At 71.9% G+C, this 20,666-nt stretch carries 16 protein-coding genes; 5 read left to right on the top strand and 11 right to left on the bottom strand.

Annotated features, from left to right (window positions below; translation table 11 throughout):
* Window positions 1–19: 19 nt before the first annotated feature.
* The gene (locus B6R96_RS08715) at window positions 20–1,072 is read right to left on the bottom strand and encodes a LacI family DNA-binding transcriptional regulator (protein ID WP_257789489.1); all 1,053 of its coding nucleotides are present in this window, start codon (window positions 1,070–1,072) and stop codon (window positions 20–22) included.
* 92 nt (window positions 1,073–1,164) lie between these two features.
* Here B6R96_RS08715 and B6R96_RS08720 point away from each other — a divergent pair, with 92 nt between their 5' ends.
* A complete protein-coding gene (locus B6R96_RS08720) occupies window positions 1,165–3,096 on the top strand; it encodes an amidohydrolase (RefSeq protein ID WP_081522163.1) in 1,932 nt (643 codons plus the stop codon).
* Window positions 3,097–3,306: 210 nt separating this feature from the next.
* The gene (locus tag B6R96_RS08725; RefSeq protein WP_030386102.1) at window positions 3,307–4,836 is read left to right on the top strand and encodes a helix-turn-helix domain-containing protein; all 1,530 of its coding nucleotides are present in this window, start codon (window positions 3,307–3,309) and stop codon (window positions 4,834–4,836) included.
* 254 nt (window positions 4,837–5,090) lie between these two features.
* Here the strand turns inward: B6R96_RS08725 and B6R96_RS37200 are convergent, their stop codons facing one another.
* Both B6R96_RS37200 and B6R96_RS08740 read right to left on the bottom strand, forming a co-directional pair.
* Window positions 5,091–5,885, bottom strand: coding sequence for a hypothetical protein (locus B6R96_RS37200; RefSeq protein WP_159396306.1), 795 nt, complete (start codon window positions 5,883–5,885; stop codon window positions 5,091–5,093).
* Between the two features lie 300 nt (window positions 5,886–6,185).
* Window positions 6,186–7,022, bottom strand: coding sequence for a class II glutamine amidotransferase (locus tag B6R96_RS08740; protein ID WP_030386106.1), 837 nt, complete (start codon window positions 7,020–7,022; stop codon window positions 6,186–6,188).
* Window positions 7,023–7,206: 184 nt separating this feature from the next.
* Between B6R96_RS08740 and B6R96_RS08745 the strand changes: the two genes are divergently transcribed.
* Complete coding sequence (locus B6R96_RS08745; RefSeq protein WP_081522166.1) at window positions 7,207–8,607, top strand: cytochrome P450; 1,401 nt, start codon at window positions 7,207–7,209, stop codon at window positions 8,605–8,607.
* Between the two features lie 62 nt (window positions 8,608–8,669).
* Window positions 8,670–9,173, top strand: a complete 504-nt coding sequence (locus B6R96_RS08750; protein ID WP_053703526.1) for an FBP domain-containing protein — start codon at window positions 8,670–8,672, stop codon at window positions 9,171–9,173.
* 26 nt (window positions 9,174–9,199) lie between these two features.
* On the opposite strand, the gene B6R96_RS08755 is transcribed toward B6R96_RS08750, so the two are convergent.
* On the bottom strand, window positions 9,200–10,753 hold the full coding sequence (locus tag B6R96_RS08755; RefSeq protein ID WP_081522167.1) for an MFS transporter: 1,554 nt from the start codon (window positions 10,751–10,753) through the stop codon (window positions 9,200–9,202).
* Window positions 10,754–10,836: 83 nt separating this feature from the next.
* On the opposite strand from B6R96_RS08755, the gene B6R96_RS08760 reads away from it, so the two are divergent.
* A complete protein-coding gene (locus B6R96_RS08760; RefSeq protein WP_081522168.1) occupies window positions 10,837–12,894 on the top strand; it encodes a S9 family peptidase in 2,058 nt (685 codons plus the stop codon).
* A 16-nt stretch (window positions 12,895–12,910) separates the two neighbouring features.
* Here the strand turns inward: B6R96_RS08760 and B6R96_RS08765 are convergent, their stop codons facing one another.
* The 7 genes from B6R96_RS08765 to B6R96_RS08795 all read right to left on the bottom strand — a co-directional run bounded on the left by B6R96_RS08765 (window position 12,911) and on the right by B6R96_RS08795 (window position 20,608).
* The gene (locus tag B6R96_RS08765; protein ID WP_081522169.1) at window positions 12,911–13,579 is read right to left on the bottom strand and encodes an HAD-IA family hydrolase; all 669 of its coding nucleotides are present in this window, start codon (window positions 13,577–13,579) and stop codon (window positions 12,911–12,913) included.
* Between the two features lie 194 nt (window positions 13,580–13,773).
* Window positions 13,774–14,709 carry an ABC transporter ATP-binding protein gene (locus B6R96_RS08770; protein WP_237291646.1) on the bottom strand — a complete coding sequence of 312 codons (936 nt, stop codon included), beginning with the start codon at window positions 14,707–14,709 and terminating at the stop codon, window positions 13,774–13,776.
* 122 nt (window positions 14,710–14,831) lie between these two features.
* Complete coding sequence (locus tag B6R96_RS08775) at window positions 14,832–15,899, bottom strand: ABC transporter ATP-binding protein (RefSeq protein WP_081522171.1); 1,068 nt, start codon at window positions 15,897–15,899, stop codon at window positions 14,832–14,834.
* Window positions 15,899–16,885 (bottom strand): ABC transporter permease, encoded by a 987-nt coding sequence (locus tag B6R96_RS08780; RefSeq protein WP_081522172.1) that lies wholly within the window; start codon window positions 16,883–16,885, stop codon window positions 15,899–15,901. The genes B6R96_RS08775 and B6R96_RS08780 overlap by 1 nt, the downstream gene beginning before the upstream one ends.
* Complete coding sequence (locus B6R96_RS08785; protein WP_081522173.1) at window positions 16,882–17,895, bottom strand: ABC transporter permease; 1,014 nt, start codon at window positions 17,893–17,895, stop codon at window positions 16,882–16,884. The genes B6R96_RS08780 and B6R96_RS08785 overlap by 4 nt, the downstream gene beginning before the upstream one ends.
* Before the next feature lie 23 nt (window positions 17,896–17,918).
* On the bottom strand, window positions 17,919–19,661 hold the full coding sequence (locus B6R96_RS08790) for an ABC transporter substrate-binding protein (RefSeq protein ID WP_081522174.1): 1,743 nt from the start codon (window positions 19,659–19,661) through the stop codon (window positions 17,919–17,921).
* A 233-nt stretch (window positions 19,662–19,894) separates the two neighbouring features.
* On the bottom strand, window positions 19,895–20,608 hold the full coding sequence (locus B6R96_RS08795; RefSeq protein ID WP_030386117.1) for a GntR family transcriptional regulator: 714 nt from the start codon (window positions 20,606–20,608) through the stop codon (window positions 19,895–19,897).
* Window positions 20,609–20,666: the final 58 nt, after the last annotated feature.

Consider the following 20,666-nt stretch of genomic DNA (forward strand, 5'->3'; position numbering starts at 1 on the left):
TCTCGATGTCGAGATAACTCTAGTACATGTCCGGGGGGAGGGACGAGGCGCGCACCCGTAGCCCCGCCGGGACCGTCAGTTGCCCAGGCGGTTCCGCATGCCCGGATTCGATCAGGTTGACCAGGACAGACACCGCCGAAGCGGCGATCCGCTCCGGATTCAGGGTGACGGTGGTCACGGCGGGTTCGGCCTCGGCGTAGGCCGGATCCTCACTGGCGCAGACGAGCAGCAGCCCGCCGTGCCCCGGCGTGCCGGGTATGTGCAGGCCGTGGCGCGCGGCGGCGGCCAGTACCTGCCGGCCGCCCGGGTCGTACACGCAGTACACGGCGTCGGGCCGGTCCGGTCCGGCGAAGGCCGGGTCGAAGGCGCGCCCCGCCGCGTCCTCGGGGTCGAAGGGGACCAGGAGCGGAGCCCGGCCGCGCTCCGCGCACCACTGTTCGTAGGCCGATGTGACGGCCCCCGTGTAGAACTCCCGGCCGTAACCGGCGTGCAGGGCGATCCGGCGGGCCCCGGACGCGGCGAGATGGTCGAGCACCTCCCGGGTGGTGGCGGTGTGGTCGTTGTCCACCCACAGGTCCCCCGGCCAGGGGTCGGGGGGCCGCCCGTCGAAGACCACCGGCAGACCCCGCGCCCGCAGGGCCCGCAGCACCGGGTCGCCGGCCGGACTGTCGAGCAGCAGCATCCCGTCCACGGCGAGGGTGTGCCACAACGGCTCGGCGCCCCGGTCGGCGGGCAGGGTGGTCAGGGCGTAGCCGTGGGCGTGCGCGGCGGAGGTCGCCGCGGTGAGCAGCCGGGAGAAGTAGGCGATCCCGACGAAGTCCCAGGCGTCCCCCGCGTACGTGGTCACGGCGACGCCGAGGCTGCGGGTGCGCGGGCCGCGGCGCGCTCCGTAGCCGAGCGCACCCGCCACCTCACGGACCCGCCGCCGGGTGGACCCGCCGAGGCGGCCGGTGCCGTTGAGCGCGTGCGAGACGGTCGCGGTGGAGACCTCGGCGGCGCGCGCGATGTCGGCGAGCGTCGGACCGGGGGCGGGCCCGTGGGCGGGCGGGGGTGCGGGCGGGGGCACGGGCACGCCGCCATCGTACGGATTTCGTCGCCGGGGGCGGCTTCTGGTTAAGCGGTTAATCAAACAGTGTCCTGGCCACACCGACGATTGGAGTGGGCATGACGTCTTCGCACCCTTCCGGCCACCTTTCCCGCCGGGGGCTCCTCGCGGCCGCCGGGGTCGCCGGGGTCACCGGAGCGGCCGGGCTGCTGGGGGCCGCCCCGGCCTCGGCCGCCCCCGCGCCCTCGGCCGCGTCCTCCACGGGGCGCGGTTCGGCGGCCCTGGTCGTCCACAGTGCCTCCGTGTTCACCGGGACCGGCGGCCGGGCGCCCGTCGAGGCCGTCGCCGTCGGACGGGACGGCAGGATCCTGGCCACCGGTACGAACGCGGCGGTGCGCCGGCACGTGGGCCGGGACACCGAGGTCGTCGACGCCCGCGGCAACACGGTCATGAGCGGCATCCACGACGGCCACGTCCACCCGCTCGGCGCGGGCGAACGCTCGCTGTCCCCCTCGCTGGAGGGTGCCGAGACCACCGTGGCCGAACTCCGGGAGATCCTGACCGGCTTCCTCGCCGAGACGGGCGGCGCGGCCGCGGAGCCCGACCGCTGGCTGGTGGTAGAGGACTGGAACCCGGTCGGGCTGCTCCCCGCGGGCACCCTTGCGCACCACTCGATCCTGGACGCGCTGGCGACCCGGCGGCCGGTCGCCCTCGTCGGCGGCGACGGGCACAACCTGTGGGCCAATCAGCGGGCCCTGGACATCGCCGGGATCACGGCGGCCACGCCCGACCCGGTCGGCGGCAAGGTCGTGAAGGGCGCGGACGGGCGGCCGACGGGCGTTCTCAAGGACGACGCCCAGAGCCTGGTCCGGCGGCACATACCGGAGCCCACCCGGGCCGACCTGGTCGCGGCGTGCGCGAAGGTGCTGGAACTGGCGGCCGCCTCCGGGGTCACGACGATGATGGACGCGCTGGTGGGACGGCACGAGCTGGAGCTGTACCGGGCGCTCTCGGCCGCGGGGAAGCTGCCGCAGCGGATCGTGCCGGCCATCCGGCTGGAGGCGGAGCAGACCAGGGACCCCGCGGGCTCGCTGGCGTACGCGCGGGGGCTGCGGCGGGAGTTCGAAGGGGTGCGGGGGCTCCGGTTCGGGATGATCAAGGTCTTCCTGGACGGGGTCATCGAGTACCCGGCGCAGACCGCCGCCCTGCTGAAGCCGTACCTCGACGGCAAGGGCGGCCCGACCGGCAACCGGGGCGAGCTGTACACCTCGGCGGCGGAGTACGGCCGCCTCGCCGCCGCCTTCAACCGGGCGGGCTGGCAGATGCACGCGCACGGACTCGGCGACCGCGCGGTGCGCACGGCACTGGACGGGTACGCGTACGCCGCTCGGGCGACGGGCCGGCGGGACGCCCGCAACGCCGTGGCGCACCTGCAACTCGTGGACCCGGCGGACCTGCGGCGCTTCGCGCAGTTGGGCGTCGCGGCGTGCATGCAGCTCCAGTGGGCGGCGGAGGACACCTGGACGATGGAGGCGCTGCTGCCCTACATCGGACCCGAGCGGCACCGGTGGATGTACCCGGCGCGGAGCCTGGAGAAGGCGGGGGCGCGGCTGTCGGGCGGCTCCGACTGGCCGGTGGACGCCCTTCAGGTGTGGAACCAGTTGCGGACGGCGATCGACCGCCAGGGCGCCTTCGGGGCGGGCCCGCTGTACCGCGAACTGGAGGCGCTGAGCCGGGACACGGTGCTGCGGATGCACACCTCGGGGACGGCGTGGCAGCTGCGCCAGGAGGGACTGACGGGCACGGTGGAGCCGGGCCGGGCCGCGGACCTGGTGGTGCTCGACCGGGACGTGAGGCGGTGCCCGGTGGCCGACATCAGCGGGACGGGGGTGCGGATGACCCTCGTCGGGGGCCGGGTGGTGCACGACGCGGATTCCGCGTCGGGCCGGGCGGCCTCGGCGCGGGTGGCCGGAGCGGCTTCGGCCGGCCCGCGGCCGGCCTCGTACGCAGCGGTGCACGCCGGGGGGCGGCACCACGCCTGCAAGCACTGACGGGGCGGAGGCGCGGGGCCCGTCGGGAAGCGGCGGGCCCCGGCCGCGCCCGGCCGGCGCCGCCGCCCGCCCGCCTGCCGGGCCGGATCGCCGCGCATCACGCCTACGGGGACGCCATCATGGGACCTGACGACCGGTAAGACCGGGGCAATACACCCATTTGCCACACCCGACGCGGAGGTCATCTCATATCTGAGATAGCGTGCCCCCATGGCAGACGACTACCTCGTACGCATCGGCAAGCTCATCCGTGACGCCCGGCAGCACCGGGGCTGGACGCAGAGTCAACTCGCGGACGCCCTGGGCACCAGCCAGAGCGCCGTGAACCGGATCGAGCGCGGCAACCAGAACATCAGCCTTGAGATGATCGCCCGTATCGGGGAAGCGCTCGACAGCGAGATCGTCTCCCTGGGCTACGCCGGCCCGATGCACCTGCGCGTGGTGGGCGGCCGCCGTCTGTCCGGCGCCATCGACGTCAAGACGAGCAAGAACGCGTGCGTCGCCCTGCTGTGCGCCTCCCTGCTCAACAAGGGCCGTACGGTGCTGAGGCGGGTGGCCCGCATCGAGGAGGTCTACCGCCTGCTGGAGGTCCTGAACTCCATCGGCGTCCGCACCCGCTGGATCAACGACGGCGTGGACCTGGAGCTGATCCCGCCGGCCCGCCTCGACATGGAGGCGATGGACGCGGACGCGGCCCGCCGGACCCGGAGCATCATCATGTTCCTGGGCCCGCTGCTGCACCGCATGGAGACCTTCCGGCTGCCCTACGCGGGTGGCTGCGACCTCGGCACCCGCACCATCGAGCCGCACATGATCGCCCTGCGCCGCTTCGGCCTGGACATCACCGCGACCGAGGGCATCTACCACGCGAAGGTCGTGCCCGGCATCTCCCCGGACCGCCCGATCGTGCTGACCGAGCGCGGGGACACCGTCACCGAGAACGCGCTGCTGGCCGCCGCCCGGCACGACGGCGTCACCGTCATCCGCAACGCCTCGTCCAACTACATGGTCCAGGACCTGTGCTTCTTCCTGGAGGCCCTGGGCGTCCGGGTCGAGGGCGTCGGCACCACCACGCTCACCGTGCACGGCGTCCCGAGCATCGACGTGGACGTGGACTACTCCCCCTCCGAGGACCCGGTCGAGGCGATGAGCCTGCTCGCCGCCGCCGTGGTCACGGAGTCGGAGCTCACCATCCGCCGGGTGCCGATCGAGTTCATGGAGATCGAGCTCGCGGTCCTGGAGGAGATGGGCCTGGACCACGACCGCTCGGCGGAGTACAACGCCGACAACGGCCGCACCCGGCTGGTCGACCTCACGGTCCGCCCCTCGAAGCTCGAAGCCCCGATCGACAAGATCCACCCGATGCCGTTCCCCGGGCTGAACATCGACAACGTCCCCTTCTTCGCGGCCATCGCCGCCGTCGCCCAGGGCCAGACCCTGATCCACGACTGGGTGTACGACAACCGGGCCATCTACCTGACGGACCTGAACCGCCTCGGCGGCCGCCTCCAGCTCCTCGACCCCCACCGCGTCCTGGTGGAGGGCCCCACCCGCTGGCGCGCGGCGGAGATGATGTGCCCGCCGGCCCTGCGCCCGGCGGTGGTCGTCCTCCTGGCGATGATGGCGGCGGAGGGCACGTCGGTCCTGCGCAACGTCTACGTCATCAACCGCGGCTACGAGGAACTGGCGGAACGCCTCAACTCGGTGGGCGCCCAGATCGAGATCTTCCGCGACATCTAGGAAGTCGCGACTGACGCAGGCCGGTTCACCCGAGACCCCCGCCACTCCCATGAGGAGAGTGACGGGGGTCTCGAGCATCGCCTTCCTGCTCCGTCCGTGGGCTCGCACCCCGCAGGGGAATGCACGGGCCGATGAACCTCCCGTACCGAACCTGCGTCTTCCGGCCCGATCGCCCCTACGCGCACAGGAGAAGAGACCGGTGACCGACAAGGACGTTGACCGGTAGGCAACACCTGAAGGCCGACGGCGTCCGGTCAGGCCCTGCTGATGTTGTAGGAGATGCCGCTGCCGGCGCAGCCTGCGTTCCGGTACGAGCCGGTGACGCGCCATCCCGTCGGGATGGGCGAGAAGGAGCACACGGACGCGTAGTTCGACGTGGCGACGTTCGCGATGGTGTAAGCGACACCGGTACCGGCGCAACCGGCGCTGGAATAGGAACTGGTGACGACCCACCCGGTCGGAAGGGGCGAGAAGGAACACACCGTCGCGTAGTTCGATGTGGTGATCTTCGCAATGCTGTAGGCCACACCCGTACCGGCACAACCGGCACTCGAATACGAGCTGGTGACGACCCACCCGGCCGGAATCGGCGAGAACGAACACACCGTCGCATAGTTCGACGTCGCTACGTTCCCGATGCTGTAAGCCACACCCGTACCGGCGCAACCGGCGCTGGAATACGAGCTGGTGACGACCCAACCGGCCGGAATCGGCGAGAACGAACACACCGTCGCGTAATTCGACGTCGCTACATTCCCGATGCTGTAAGCCACACCCGAACCGGCACAACCGGCACTCGAATACGAGCTGGTGACGACCCAGCCGGCCGGAATCGGCGAGAACGAACACACGGTGAGAGCGGTCTGCCCGGTCGCATCGGCGATGGAGTACGCGACACCGGTGCCGGGGCAGCCTGCGCTCGAGTACGAGCTGGTGACGACCCACCCGGCCGGTATCGGGGAGTTGGAGCAGACGATCGCGCTGCCCGCGAGCTTCTGCGGGGCGGCCTGTGACGGCGCGGCCGCCGCGGACATCATGCCCAGCAGCATCAATACAACCGTCACCACGTGCGGAATGCGGTTCCGTAAGGTTCTCAAAGCCGGCCTCATATTCATCTCTGCGCTTACGCTCGACGACTGCGTCGATGCAGCTGAGATGGTGTCAGAGACGCACCGGGCGTACCAGTGCAGAGAAGAGCAACCCCCTCTGCGAAGGTTGCCGCCTGGCCCGATCTGATCGGCGGCTGCCCTGATGGAGACGGTTCCGCCGCAGCGTCGTCGCCGAGAACGACGTGATCAAGTCGTTCTCGGCGATCCACGGCGTACGCATGCGCGGCCGGCGACGGCGGCTCAGGCCGCCTGGGGGGTGAAGGGGTGGAGGGAGTCCCTGCCCGGTTCGACGATGCCGTAGGTGCTCTCCGGGACCTCGTTCCAGGCGCCCGGCAGGTCACCGAGGGGTTCGGAGACGACCAGGCGGGTGTCGTCCGAGACCTCCTGGAGGAAGGCCATGTCCGGGTGCAGCCTGCGCAGCGCGTCCACGCGGCTGCTGTAGAAGAGCGTCCGCGACGCGCCCTGGCTGGAGTAGCGGAAGGCCCACAGGCGTTCGCCGTCGCTGATGGCGAGCGTCATCTGGATCGGGTACTCCACACCGTGCTCGTGGCCGATGCGTTCCACCACGCCCGTCATCCGGGCCACCGCGCCCGGCGGGTCCTCCTCCAGGCCGTAGGTGAGCGCCAGGTGGAACATCACCTCCGAGTCCGTCGTCCCCTCGACATTGGGATACAGCGCGGGGTCGATCAGCAGTGTGAGTTCCCGCCGCATGCGGTGGAATTCGGCGATGGCCCCGTTGTGCATGAACATCCAGCGGCCGTGCCGGAAGGGGTGACAGTTCGTCTGCTGCACCGCCGTCCCGGTCGACGCCCGGATGTGGGCGAAGAACAGCGGAGAGCGGACGTGGTCCGCGATCTCCCGCAGGTTGCGGTTGTTCCAGGCGGGGCCGATCTCCCTGAGCAGCGCCGGGGTGCCCGTGTGCTCCTCGGTGTACCAGCCGACGCCGAAGCCGTCGCCGTTCGTCGTCTCCACGCCCATCTTGGAGTGCAGGCTCTGGTCGATCAGGGAGTGGGCCGGTTTGTAGAGGATGGTTTCGAGCAGCAGGGGTGTTCCCGAATACGCGAGCCATCGACACATGAGCGATCACCTCGGGGTGCAACGCACGGTAGCCCTATCCATTGTGGGGTCACCCCCTGGTGATCGCCACGCCAGCGGGACCGGGATCAGGCCACTGTTCGGCCTGATGGGGCCCATGTCCTCGCCAGGGGCGCCGCGGGCGCGGCAGAATCGGGATTCCGTAGGACGAAGGGGCGGGGCGGCCATGGCGATGGGAACGAACTCCGGCGTGGACACGGGGTCGGAGGTGCCGGGGCTGGCCGGGGTGCCGTTGCTCGGGTCGCTCTTCGACCTGAAGTCCGACTCGCTCGGCACCTATCTGCGGGCCCAGCACCGGCACGGTGACCTGGTACGGATCACGGCCGGTCCGCCCGGCATGCGCGCCGAGTTGTACTGCGTCTTCTCCCCCGCGGGCGCCCAGCAGGTGCTCGCCACCGACGCGGCCCGCTTCCGCAAGGACAACCACTTCTACCAGGAGGTGCGGGACTCCTTCGGCAACGGGCTGCTGACCAGTCAGGACGAGGACTACCTGCGCCAACGCAGGCTCGTGCAGCCGCTGTTCACCCGGCGCCGGGTGGACGGCTACGCCGAGGCGGTCGCCGCCGAGACCGACGCGGTCATCGCCTCCTGGGGCCAGGCCCTCGACGGCGTCGTCGACGTCTCCGACGAGATGATGCACCTCGCCCTGCGCGCCGTCGCCCGCATCCTGTTCGGCACCGACGTCGAGGCCACCGCCGACGTGGTGGCCGAATGCTTCCCGGTGATCACCGACTACGTGCTGCGCCGCGGCTACTCCCCCGCGAACATCCCGCGCCACTGGCCCACCCCCGGGAACCGGCGGGCGGCCGCCGCGATGGACGAGCTGTACGGGGTCTGCGACAGGATCATCGCGCAGCGCCGGCGGGCCCCCGGCGCCGGTGCCGGGTCCCCCGGCGAGGACCTGCTGTCGCTGCTCGCCGCCGCCAAGAGCTCCGACGACGGGGAGTTCGACGCCTCCGAGCTGCGCGACCAGGTGCTGATCTTCCTCCTGGCCGGGCACGAGACGACCGCCACCTCCCTCTGCTTCGCCCTGCACCTGCTGGCCCGCCACCCCGAGCAGCAGGACCGGGCTCGCGAGGAGGTCTCCCGCGTACTGGGCGGCCGTACGCCCGGGGCCGCGGACCTGGACCGGCTCCCGTACCTCACCCAGGTGCTCAAGGAGGCGATGCGGCTCTATCCGGCCGCGCCGGTCATCGGGCGCAAGGCCGTCGCCGCCACCCGGATCGGGGAGCACACCATCCCCGCCGGCGCGGACGTGATCCTGGCACCGTGGGTGACGCACCGCCACCCCGCGTACTGGCCGGACCCGGACCGTTTCGACCCCGAGCGCTTCACTCCCGAGGCGGAGGCGGGGCGGCCGCGCTACGCGTGGTTCCCGTTCGGCGGGGGTCCGCGGGCCTGTATCGGACAGCACTTCTCGATGCTGGAGTCGGTGATCGCGCTGGCGATGATCCTGCGGGCGTACGCGTTCGAGGCCGTGGACACCGAGATCCCGGTCGGCGCCGGGATCACCCTGCGGACCGACGGACCGGCGCGCTGCCGGATCCGTCGCCTGGACGCCCGCTAGCGCGCGCCGGTCCCGGATATTGAGATGCGGGCAGGTCAGAGCAGGTAATAGGGTCGATGCCCGTGGAACCACTCACCGAGAAACAGATCCGTGCATCCTTCGTGAACTGCACCAAGGGCGAGGCGGCGCGGCTGCGACTGCCGCTCGACTTCACCGAACTGCCCTGGAAGGACCTGGATTTCCTGGGGTGGGTGGACCCGGGCGCGCCGCTGCGTGCGCATCTCGTACTGCCCCGGGAGGACGGCCCGCTGGGGATCTCGCTGCGCGTACCGTCCGTGGGCCGCACCAGCGTGGTGAAGTCCAGCCTGTGCCAGATCTGTCTGACCGGGCACGCCTCCTCCGGGGTCACCCTGCTGGCCGCCCCGCTCGCGGGCGCGCGCGGGCGTGAGGGCAACACGGTCGGCACCTACATCTGCGCGGACCTGGCCTGCCCCCTGTACGTGCGCGGCAAGCGGCAGCCGAAGCTGCGGGCCGGGCGCTACGAGGAGTCCCTGACGCTGGACGAGCGGCTGGCCCGGATGTCCGAGAACCTGGACGCCTTCGTGGCCCGCGTCACCGGGACCTGAGCACATGCGGCCGGCCCGCGTACGGCCTACGTGCGGTCGGCCGCCGGTTTGTGGTTGCCCTGGAGGCGTTCCAGGTCCGAGGGGCGGACCTGGATGACGAACAGCGCGATCACCGCCCCGACCAGGGTGAACAGCGAGGCCACGACGAAGGCCGAGGTAATGCCCGAGGTGAGGACCTGGTCGCCCCACGGCTTCGGGAGCTGCCCGGTGCGCGCGAAGAAGGCCTTCTGTACGGGGCTCGCGGTGCTGAGGAAGGCGGGCACCTGCTCCTTGGCCTCGTTGCGGCTCGCCGTGCCGTAGACGGTCACCAGGATCGACAGGCCCAGCGAGCCGCCCACCTGCTGCATCGTGTTCAGCAGACCGGACGCGGCGCCCGACTCCCGGTCGGTGACGTTGGACAGGGCCATCAGCGTCAGCGAGACGAACTGCAGGCCCATGCCGAGGGCGAAGAGCAGCATCGGGCCCAGGATGCTGCCCAGGTACGTCGAGTGGACGTCGATCTGCGTCAGCCAGGCCAGGCCGGCCGCCGAGGACAGCGCGCCGGTGACCATGAAGGGCTTGGGCCCGAACCTCGGCAGCAGCTTCGCGGTGAGGCCGGCGCCCACCGCGATCACCGCGCTGACGGGCAGGAAGGCGAGGCCGGCCTGGATCGGGCTGAAGCCCAGCACGATCTGCACGAAGAGGGTCAGGAAGAAGAACATGCCGAAGATCGCGCAGGCGAGCATGAGCATGATGCCGTAGGTCCCGGACCGGTTGCGGTCGGCGAACATGTGCAGCGGGGTGATCGGCTGGGGCGAGCGGCGCTCGTTGAGGATGAACAGGGACAGCAGGACCACGGCCGCACCGAAGGAGCCCAGCGTGACCGGGTCGCGCCAGCCCTCCTGGGAAGCCCGGATGAAGCCGTAGACGAGCGAGACCATGCCCAGGGTGGACAGCAGCGCGCCCGCGAAGTCGAAGTGCCCGGGATGGCGTTCGGACTCGTGCAGCACCTTGACGGCCAGTACCGCGATCACGATGGCGATGGGGACGTTGACGAAGAGCACCCAGCGCCAGTCGAGCCATTCGACGAGGATGCCGCCCGCGAGGAGTCCGATGGCGCCGCCGGCGGCCGAGACGCCGGCGAACACGCCGAACGCCCGGTTGCGGGCGGGGCCTTCGCGGAAGGTGGTGGTGATCAGCGCGAGGGAGGTCGGCGAGGCGATGGCGCCGCCGGCGCCCTGGAGGGCACGCGCGGCCATCAACTGGCCTTCGTTCTGGGCCAGTCCGCCCAGGAGCGAGGCGAGCCCGAACAGCAGGACGCCGAAGATGAAGACGCGTTTGCGGCCGAGGATGTCACCGGTGCGGCCACCCAGGAGCAGCAGTCCGCCGAAGGCGAGAGTGTAGGCGTTGACGACCCAGGACAGGCTCTCGGTCGAGAAGTTGAGCGCGCTCTGGATGTGCGGCAGCGCGATGTTCACGATCGTGATGTCGAGAACCACCATGAGCTGACAGGAGGCGATGACGAACAGGGCGAGTCCGTTGCCGCTTCCGCGGACCTTGCCGTCGGTCCCGTTACTGCTCGGCGATGCGTTCGGGTGCACCCTTTCGACGCTAAGCCCGCACTCCTGGGGTCACCACTCGAACAGCCTAGTAGTGGTGACATTTCACATGTCACACTACGATCATGGATGACTTCCTCAGGCTCTCCGCGGCCACGGCCCGCTTCACCCACGGCGCCCCGCGCGCCTTCTCCTTCGGGGACGAAGGCCGTCTGCTCTGGTTCCTCCGGTCGACCGGCCCCACCGACGCCTTCGACAGCCTCTGGGTGCTCGACACCACCACCGGCGCCGAGACCCGGCTCGCCGATCCCCGCGAGCTGTGCCCCGAGCCGGGCCCCCTCCCGGTGGCCGAACGCCGGCTGCGCGAGCGGACCCGGCTCGTCGCCGCCGGAATCGGCTCCTACGCCCTCTCCGGCGACGGCCTGCGCGCCGTCTTCGCGCTGTACGGACGCCTCTTCGAGGTCGCCGCGGACGGATCCGGGGCGCCCGCCGAGATCCCGGCCGCCGGACCCGCGCTGGACCCGCGGCCGAACGCCGACGGCTCGCGCACCGCCTACGTCGCCGACGACGTCCTGTACGTCGCCCCGGGCGGCCGGATCAGCCCCGACGACGGGGCCCGCTGGGGCCTCGCCGAATTCGCCGCCGCCGAGGAGCTCGGCCGTACCCGCGGCCACTGGTGGTCCCCGGACGGGACCACCCTGCTGGCCGCCCGCGTGGACGAATCCGCCCTCCAGCGGCGCTGGTTCGCCGACCCGGCGCACCCCGAACGGCCCGCCGAGGACTTCGCCTACCCCGAGGCGGGCGGACCCAACGCCGACGTCCAGCTGTGGGTGCTCGGCGACGGCGGGGCCCGGATACGGCTCGACTGGGACGCCGAGACCTACCCGTACGTCTCCGACGCGGGCTGGGAATCCGGGAGCGAGATCCTGCTCACCGTCCATGACCGGCTCCAGCAGAACGCCCTGCTGCTCTCCGCCGACCCGGCCACCGGCCGCACCCGGGAGCTGTCGCGCACCACCCACCCGCACTGGGTGGACCCGCTGGTCCCCGGCACCCCGGCCCGCCTCGCCGACGGGCGGATCCTGACCGCCGCCGACACCCCGGGCGGCGCCGCCCGCGCCCTCGCGGTGGACGGCGAACTGCTCACCGGGGACGGGATACAGGTCCGCGCCGTGGCCGGGGTGCACGAGGGCGGGCTGCTGATCGAGGCGGGCCTGCGCGACCCGTCCGAGCAGCAGGTCCTGTTGCTCGACCCGGACACCGGGGAACTGACCCCGCTCGCGGCGGGGCCCGGTGTGCACACCGTGTCCGCATCGGCCGGGACCCTCCTGCTGACCTGCGCCGACGCCGACGGGGTACGGCGCACCGTACGCACCCCCGACGGGCGGGAGTTCACCCCCGCCGACCTGTCCGAGCCGCTGCCGTACCGGGTGGAGGCGATCCTGGAGCGGGTCACCGAGCACGGCGTCCCCACCGCCCTCGTACTGCCCCGCGACCACGTCCCCGGCCGGCGGCTGCCCGTCCTGGTCGACGGCTACGGCGGCCCCGGCGCGCAGGACATCACCGCCGACCAGCGCCGCCGCCAGCACCGCCAGTGGTGGGCCGACCAGGGCTTCGCGGTGGTGACCGTCGACAACCGGGGGACCCCGTACGTCTCCCCCGCCTACACGCACGCCATGTACCGCGGCTTCTCCGGGGTCACCCTCGACGACCAGGTCGCGGCGCTCCATGCGCTCGCCGCCCGCCACACCGACCTCGACCTCGGCCGGGTCGGGGTGCGCGGCTGGTCGTACGGCGGCTACCTCGCGGCCATGGCCGTGCTGCGCCGCCCGGACGTCTTCCACGCGGCGGCGGCCGGGGCCGCGCCGACCGATTTCCGGCACTACGACACGGCGTACACCGAGCGGTACCTCGGTCTCCCGCAGGACCACCCGGAGGTCTACGAGCGGGACTCGCTGCTGCCCGACGCCCCCGGGCTGTCCCGCCCGCTGCTGCTGATCACGGGCCTGGCCGACGACAACGTCCACCCGTCCCACACCCTGCGCCTCTCCCAGGCCCTGACGGACGCGGGCCGCCCGCACCAGCTGCTGGCCCTGCCCGGCGTCACGCACATGGCCCCGGGCGGCACCCGGGAGAAGCTGATGGCCCTGGAGCTGGCGTTCTTCCGCCGCGAACTGGCCTGAGGGACAACAGCCGCACTCACACCGCCGCGTCCCCGGGCACACCCGCCGCGAAGGCGAGGATGGCGGGAACCGCTTCGCGCAGGCTCGCGAAGTGCCGGTGCACCCCGTGCACCGGGGACGCGGTGTTGACCCCCCACACCGTCATGCCGGCCCGCAGCCCGGACTCGACGCCGGACGGGGCGTCCTCGATGACCAGGCAGTCCTGCGGCGCGGCGCCCAGCCGGGCCGCCGCCAGGAGGTAGGGGACGGGTGAGGGCTTGCCCTCGTCGACGGCGGCGGCATCCACGACCAGGCCCGGGAGCGGCAGGCCCGTCCGGGCGAACCGGCCGCGCACCCGGTGTTCGTAGTTCGAGGTCACCAGGGCCCAGCGCGCCGCGGGCAGGCCGGACAGCAGCTCCGCCGCTCCGTCGAAGGCGGTGTAGTCACCGGTCCGGACGTCTTCGTCCTCCAGCGCGTGCAACGCGGCCAGGCACGCCCGCGGGTCCTGCTCGGGGGCCACCGCCGCGAACGTCTCCATCGGGCGCGTGCGCAGCGCCACCGCGTACACGGCCGCGGGGTCGAGTCCGTACCGGGCCGCCCAGGTCTCCCAGACGCGGCGCTGGTTGGCCACCGCGTCGATGAGCGTCCCGTCGACGTCGAAGAGGACATGGCGCGCGGAGCCCGGCCGGGCCGATGTGTTGGTCACGGCGCGATCATGCCATCAGCGCCTCGCCCGGCGGACGGCGGCCGTGGCGGGCGGCACTGGAGGGCGGGACGGCGGAAGAGGGGACGGCGGAAGAGGGGACGGCGGAAGACGGGACGGCGGAAGACGGGACGGCGGAAGGACCCGGGGGCGATGGCGCCGGCCCCGGGTCCTTCCCTTTCCTCCCCGGCTCCCCGTCAGTCGCCGGGGAAGTGACAGGCCACGTCGCGGGAGGCGACGGGGCGCAGGAGGGGGCGCTCGGTGCGGCAGATCTCCTGCGCCTTCGGGCAACGCGGGTGGAAGGTGCAGCCCGGGGGTGGAGCGGCCGGGCTCGGCGGGTCGCCGAGCAGCACGATCCGCTCCCGCCGCCGTTCCGCCGCCGGGTCGGGCAGCGGTACGGCGGACAGCAGCGCCCGGGTGTACGGGTGCTGCGGGTTCTCGTAGAGGGACTTCTTGTCCCCGATCTCGACGATTCTGCCGAGGTACATGACGGCGACCCGGTCACTGACCCGCTTGACCACCGACAGGTCGTGCGCGATGAACACGTACGCGAGGCCGAGCTCCGCGCGCAGCCTCTCCATCAGGTTGACGATCTGCGCCTGGACGGAGACGTCCAGCGCCGAGACCGGCTCGTCGGCGACGATCAGCCGGGGGCTCGTGGACAGTGAGCGGGCGATGCCGATGCGCTGGGCCTGGCCGCCGGAGAACTCGTGCGGGTAGCGGTCGATGTGCTCGGGGATCAACCCGACGAGCTCCATCAGCTCGGCGGCCCGCCGCCGGGCGTCCCCCGCGCTCCAGCCCTGCACCAGCAGCGGGTCGGAGATGATCCGGGCCACGGTCTGGCGCGGGTTGAGGGAGGAGTGCGGGTCCTGGAAGACCATCTGGATGCTCTTGCGCAGCGGGCGCAGCGCGCCCTGGGACAGCCGGCTGATGTCCTTGCCCTCGAAGGCGACCCGGCCCGAGGTCGGCTCCAGCAGCCGTACCAGCATCCGGCCGGTGGTCGACTTCCCGCACCCCGACTCCCCGACGAGACCGAGGGTCTGCCCGGCCGCCAGGTCGAAGGAGACCCCGTCGACGGCGCGCACGGGCGCCCCCCGGCGCCCGGTCACGGATCGCCGGCCGGGGAAGGTCATGGTGAGGTCCTGTACGGACAGCAGCGGTACGGCCGCCTCCGGCCCGGCGGCGGCCCGGGCTGCGGCCTCGGACGCGGCTGTGGCTGCGGCTGCGGAGTGCGCGGAAGGCTCGGCTCCGACGGTCATCGGGACACCTCCGGGGCGGTCGAAGGGAACCGGGCCGCGGAGCCGCCCGGTGAGGTCGCGGCGGATCCCGCGAAATGGCAGGCCGCCAGCCGCCCCGGTGCGCCGTACGGGCCGAGTGCGGGCCGCTCGCCCGCGCAGCGCGCGCTGCGTTCGTCCGGGCCGGCGGCGGCGACGGGGCAGCGCGGGGCGAAGGCGCAGCCGGGGGCGGGTGCGAGCAGGGAGGGCGGGGAGCCGGGGATGAAGGGCAGGGGGGCGTCGTCGGCGGTGTCGAGGCGGGGCAGCGAGTCGAGCAGCCCCCGAGTGTAGGGGTGGGCGGGGTCGGCGAACAGTGCGTCGACCGGGGCCTGTTCGGCGGCCCGGCCGCCGTACATGACGAGCACCTCGTGGGCGACGCGCGCGACGACCCCCAGGTCGTGGGTGATCATCACGACGCCGAGGCCGCGCTCCTGCTGGAGCCGCGCGATCAGTTCCAGGATCTGCGCCTGCACGGTGACGTCCAGGGCGGTGGTCGGCTCGTCGGCGATCAGCAGGTCGGGTTCGCAGGCCAGCGCCATGGCGATCATCGCGCGCTGGCGCATGCCTCCGGAGAACTGGTGCGGGTACTCCCCCGCGCGGCGGGCCGGTTCCGGGATGCCGACCTCGCCGAGCATGTCGACCGCACGCTTGCGGGCGGCGGAGCGGCCGGCTTTGAAGTGCACCCGGAAGTGCTCGGCGATCTGCTCGCCGACCGTGTAGTAGGGGTGCAGGCTGGAGAGCGGGTCCTGGAAGATCATGGCGATCCGGCGGCCACGGACCTTGGACAGTTCCCGTTCCGGGAGCCCGGTCAGTTCCCGGCCGGCGAGCGCCACGGAGCCGGTGACCTCGACCGGGCCGCGGTGCAGGCCCATGACGGCGAGCGAGGTGACGGACTTGCCGGAGCCGGACTCGCCGACGATGCCGAGGGTCCGGCCGGCCTCGACGGTGAAGCCGATCGAGTCGACGGCCCGTACGGTCCCCCGCCCGGTGGTGAACGTGACGCTCAGGTCGCGTACTTCGAGGAGCGGCGCGGCGGTGCCGGCTGCCATCAGTACCTCACTCTCGGGTCGATGACGGCGTACAGGAGGTCGACGAGGAGGTTGGCGACGACGATGAAGAAGGCGGCGAGGAGGGTGACCCCGAGGACGACGGGCTGGTCGGAGTTGACGAGGGCGCCGTAGAACAGCCGCCCGATTCCCGGGAGTCCGAAGATGGACTCGGTGATGACGGCTCCAGCGAGCAGTCCGCCGAGGTCCATGCCGAAGATGGTGACGATCGGGGTCATCCCGGAGCGCAGCCCGTGTTTGACGACGACCGTGCGCTCGGGCATGCCTTTGGCCCGGGCGGTGCGGATGTACGGTTCGGCCATCGCCTCGATCATCGAGCCGCGGCTCTGGCGGGCGTACATGGCGGCGTAGAGCAGGGCGAGGGCGATCCAGGGCAGGGCCAGGTTCGAGGCCCAGGCGAGCGGGTTGTCGGTGAAGGCCCGGTAGGTGGGGTAGGGCAGCAGCCCGGCGATGCGGATGACCCCGTAGATGAGCATCACGGAGGTGAAGTACACGGGCAGGGAGGCGGCGGCGACCGCGCCGACCATGAGGGCCTTGTCGGTGGCGGTGTCCTTGCGCAGGGCGGCGGTGACCCCGGCGCCGAGGCCGAGGACCAGCCACAGCGCGGCGGCGCCGACGGCGAGGGACGCGGAGACCGGGAGCCGGTCCATCAGCAGGTCCCACACGGGCAGCGAGTTCTCGTAGCTGTAGCCCAGGCAGGGGAAGTCGCAGACGACGGCGTACTGGCCGGTGCCGAGGGTGCGGCCGGTGAAGATGCCGGTCAGGAAGTCGCCGAACTGCTGCCACAGGGGCTGGTCGAGGCCCAGGTACGCCCGTACGTCGGCCAGGCGCTCGGCGCTGCAGGTCTTGCCGCAGGCGGCCGCGGCCGGATCGGCGGGCAGGACGTAGAAGATGAGGAAGGTGACGGCGGCGATGGCGAGGAGCACCCCGGCGAGGGCGAGCAGCCGGCGGGCGAGGTAGAGGATCAACTGCGGCCGCCCCTCGGGTCGAGGATGTCGCGCAGGGCGTCGCCGAGGAGGGTGAAGGCGAGCACGGCGAGGAAGAGGAAGACGCTGGGGATGACGAAGTACATGGGGTCGGTCTCGTAGTAGGCCACGGACTCGGCGATCATCTGGCCCCAGGACGGGGTGGGCGGGCGGACACCGACGCCGAGGTAGCTGAGGGCGGCCTCGGTGCTGATCATTCCGGGGATCAGCAGGGTGGTGTAGGCGATGACGGGGCCCGAGACGCCCGGGAGGATGTCGCGGGTCAGGATCCGCCAGGGGCCGGAGCCGGCGACGCGGGCGGCGTCGACGTACTCGCGGTGTTTGAGGGAGAGGGTCTGGCCGCGGACGACGCGGGCGACGCCGGGCCAGCCGAAGACGCCGATGACGGCGGTCATCAGCACGATCCGGTTGACGTCCTTGGCCACGGACAGCATCGCGATCATGAAGATGAGGGAGGGGAAGGACATGGTCAGGTCCATGAGCCGGGACAGAGCCGTGTCGGTGCGCCCGCCGAAGTAGCCGGCGGCGATTCCGGCGGCGGTGCCGGCGACCACCACGATGGCGGTGGCGGCGAAGGCGATCAGGAGGGAGACCTGCGCGCCGTGGATGACGCGGGCGAACAGGTCGCGGCCGGTGACGGGTTCGACGCCGAGCCAGTGCTCGGGGCTGATCCCGCCGAGGGCGCCGAGCGGCTGGCCCCCGAGGTAGGGGTCGATGGCGGTCTTGTCGAACTCGTTCGGGGACCAGCCGCCGAGGGCGCCCAGCCAGGGGGCGGTCACGGCCATGAGGACGAAGAGGAGGACGACGCCGAGGCTGACGCGGACGGCGGGGCGGCGGCGGAGCTCCCGCCGGGCGAGCTGCCAGGGGCTGCTCCCCGGGGGGAGGTCCGGCGCCTCCGGGCCGGCCGGACCGGCCGCGTCCGCGGCGGTTGCGGCGGACGCGTCGGACGCGTCGGATACGGCGGTTGCGGCGGTGGGCGGGGTGGCGGTCATGGCTGCGGGGATCCTTCGGGCCTTCAGCCCTGGCTCTTCGAGGGGTCCTTGAGGCCGACGGTGCCGTAGTCGATCGTGCCGGTCCACACGGGGTGGCCGAAGGCGCCGGCGATGTTGGTGCCGACCAGGAGCGGCTTGCGCTCCAGGAGGAGCGGGACGTTGGGGGACTTGGCCATCAGGGCCGCGTCGAGGTCGATCCAGGCCTGGTTGGCCTCCTTGGCGTCGGCCATGGCGTTGATCTCGTCGATCCGCTTCATGGTCGCCTCGTCGCGGAACTGGCTGTAGTTGCCCTGGTTGCCCTTCTCCTTGATGGTGCGTCCGTCGAAGACGAACGGGATCCAGGTGGAGCCGGAGGGGTAGTCGGGGCACCAGCCGGTGAGAGTCATGTCGGGGGTGGTGGAGAGGTCGCCGATGACGTCGTAGTAGGCGCCCGGGTCGACGGTGTCGATGACGACCTCGATGCCCGCGCGGGACAGGCCCTGCTGAATGGCCTCGGCCTTGCCCTTGTCGCCGGTGGAGACGGACAGGGACACCTGCAGGGTCTCCTTGCCGGCGGCCTTGAGGAGTTCCTTGGCCTTGGCCGGGTCGCCGGCCGGGGCGATCTTCAGGACGTCGGCCTGCTTGCCGCCGGAGAGGGCCGGGGGGAGATAGGCGGTGGCGACCTCGTTGAGGGCCGGGCCGCCGCCCGCGGTGACGACGGCCTCCTTGTCGACGGCGTACTGCATGGCCTCGCGGACCTTCGGGTCGTTGAAGGGGGCGCGGGAGTTGTTCAGGTGGAGCATCTCCGTGCAGCCCTGGGACTCGGCGAGCAGCCGGGCCTTGACCTCGGGCTTGGGCAGCACCTTGGGTGCGCTCTCGGGTCGCATGTCGGCGTACTGGACGGTGGAGGCGTCCGCGCCCTCCCCGGCGATGATCCGGTCGTCGATCTGGCCGCCCTTGAGGCCCATGACGACCACGAACCGGTCGGGGTAGGCCTTGCGGACGGTGTCGGTGCCCGGGTCCCAGTGCTCGTTGCGGACCAGGACGAGCTTCTTGTCGCGGTCGTACGACTCGATCTTGTACGGGCCGGAGGAGAACGGGCGGGCGTCGTACTGGGTGCCCTTCTCCTGGGACTGGGGCACGGGGGCGAAGGTCGGGAGGGTGGCGGTCGCGGAGAACTCGGCCACCGGGCGCTTCAGTTCGAAGACGATCGTGCGGTCGTCGGGCGTCTTGACGGAGTCCAGGTGCTGCCCTTGGAGCGGGCCCTTGTAGCCCTCGGTCCCGGCCAGGTACTGGGCGGCGTAGTCGGGGCCGCCGGTCAGGTCGGGGCTGAAGGAGCGCTCGACGTTGTACTTGATGTCCTGGGCCTTGACCGGGCTGCCGTCCTCGTACTTCACGCCCTCCTTGAGGGTGAAGGTCCAGGTGCGGCCGCCGTTGGAGGGGGTGCCGAGGTCGGTGGCGAGGTCGGGGACCAGTTCGCTGCCGGCCTTGCCGGGTTCGGCCTTGAAGGTGACGAGCGTGCGGTAGAGGAGCCGGGTGCCGAAGTCCATCGTCGGCATGGTCCAGTTGCGCGCGGGGTCGAGGTGGGCGAAGTCCTGGTTGGACAGGACGGTGAGGGTGCCGCCCTTGGCCGGGGTGCCGCCGAGGATCTTCCCGTCGTTGGCGGCGGCCGGGTTGGTGCCGCCCGCACCGGAGGTGCCCTTCTTGGTGTCGGAGCAGCCCGAGGCGCCGAGTGCGAGTGCTGCCACCAGGGCGGTGGCGAGGGCGAGTTGGGTGCGCTTGGTCATGGTCACTCCAGTGAAGGGCCGCGCTCTAGGATGTGACCGGTAACATAGTAATGTGAAATTGTACTGACAAGGGGTTGGCGCCGCCGTTATCCAGCCGTGTCCAAGAACCGCGGCGCGCGCGAATGCCGCGGCGGGGGTGCCGTGAGGGAGGGGGCGGTCATCTCCGCGGGCCGGCCCCGGCAGTGCGACGGCGGCGGCCGTTCACCCTGCCGGGGGCCCGCTCCGCCGGCTGCCTACTGGAGGCCCGAGCCGAGGCCGCCGGGTACGCGGCCGACCGGCTCGTCGCGGCCCTGGGCCCACAGCGAGCGGACGTGGCCGAGGTGGCGGAGCATGCACTCCTGCGCCGCCTCGGCGTCGCCGCCGATCATCAGGTCGAGCAGTTCGATGTGCTCCTCGGCCGAGGAGACCAGCTTGCCCGCCTCGTCCAGGCCGGTCAGGCCGTACAGCCGGGAGCGCTTGCGCAGGTCACCGACCGTCTCCACGAGCCGGTCGTTGCCCGCGAGGGCCAGCAGGGACAGGTGGAAGCGGCGGTCGGCCTCCAGGTAGCCGATGAGGTTGTGCTCGCGCGCGCTGCTGACGATCTCCTCGGCGATGGGGCGCAGGGCCTCCAGCTGCTCGGCCGTGGCGATCTTCGTGATCCGGCCGATGGTCGGCACCTCGATCATCGTGCGCAGCTCGGTGAACTGGTCCAGGTCGCGCTCGCTGACCTCGGTGATCCGAAAGCCCTTGTTGCGGACCGGCTCGACGAGACCCTCCCGGGCCAGGTCGAGCATGGCCTCGCGCACCGGGGTGGCCGAGACGCCGAGTTCGGCCGCGAGGCCGGGTGCGGAGTAGACGCTCCCCGGGCGCAGCTCACCCGCTATCAGCGCGGCTCGGAGTGCGTGGCCGACCTGGTCGCGGAGTCGTTCCTGGGCCTTGATGAGACTGTGCTGCTTCAGGTCACCCATTGCTTTTCCTCCGAGACCCCCGTACACCACCGACGAGGAGAGGAACAGCGTACAATGT

This window comes from Streptomyces sp. Sge12 (assembly GCF_002080455.1).
GTDB lineage: Bacteria > Actinomycetota > Actinomycetes > Streptomycetales > Streptomycetaceae > Streptomyces.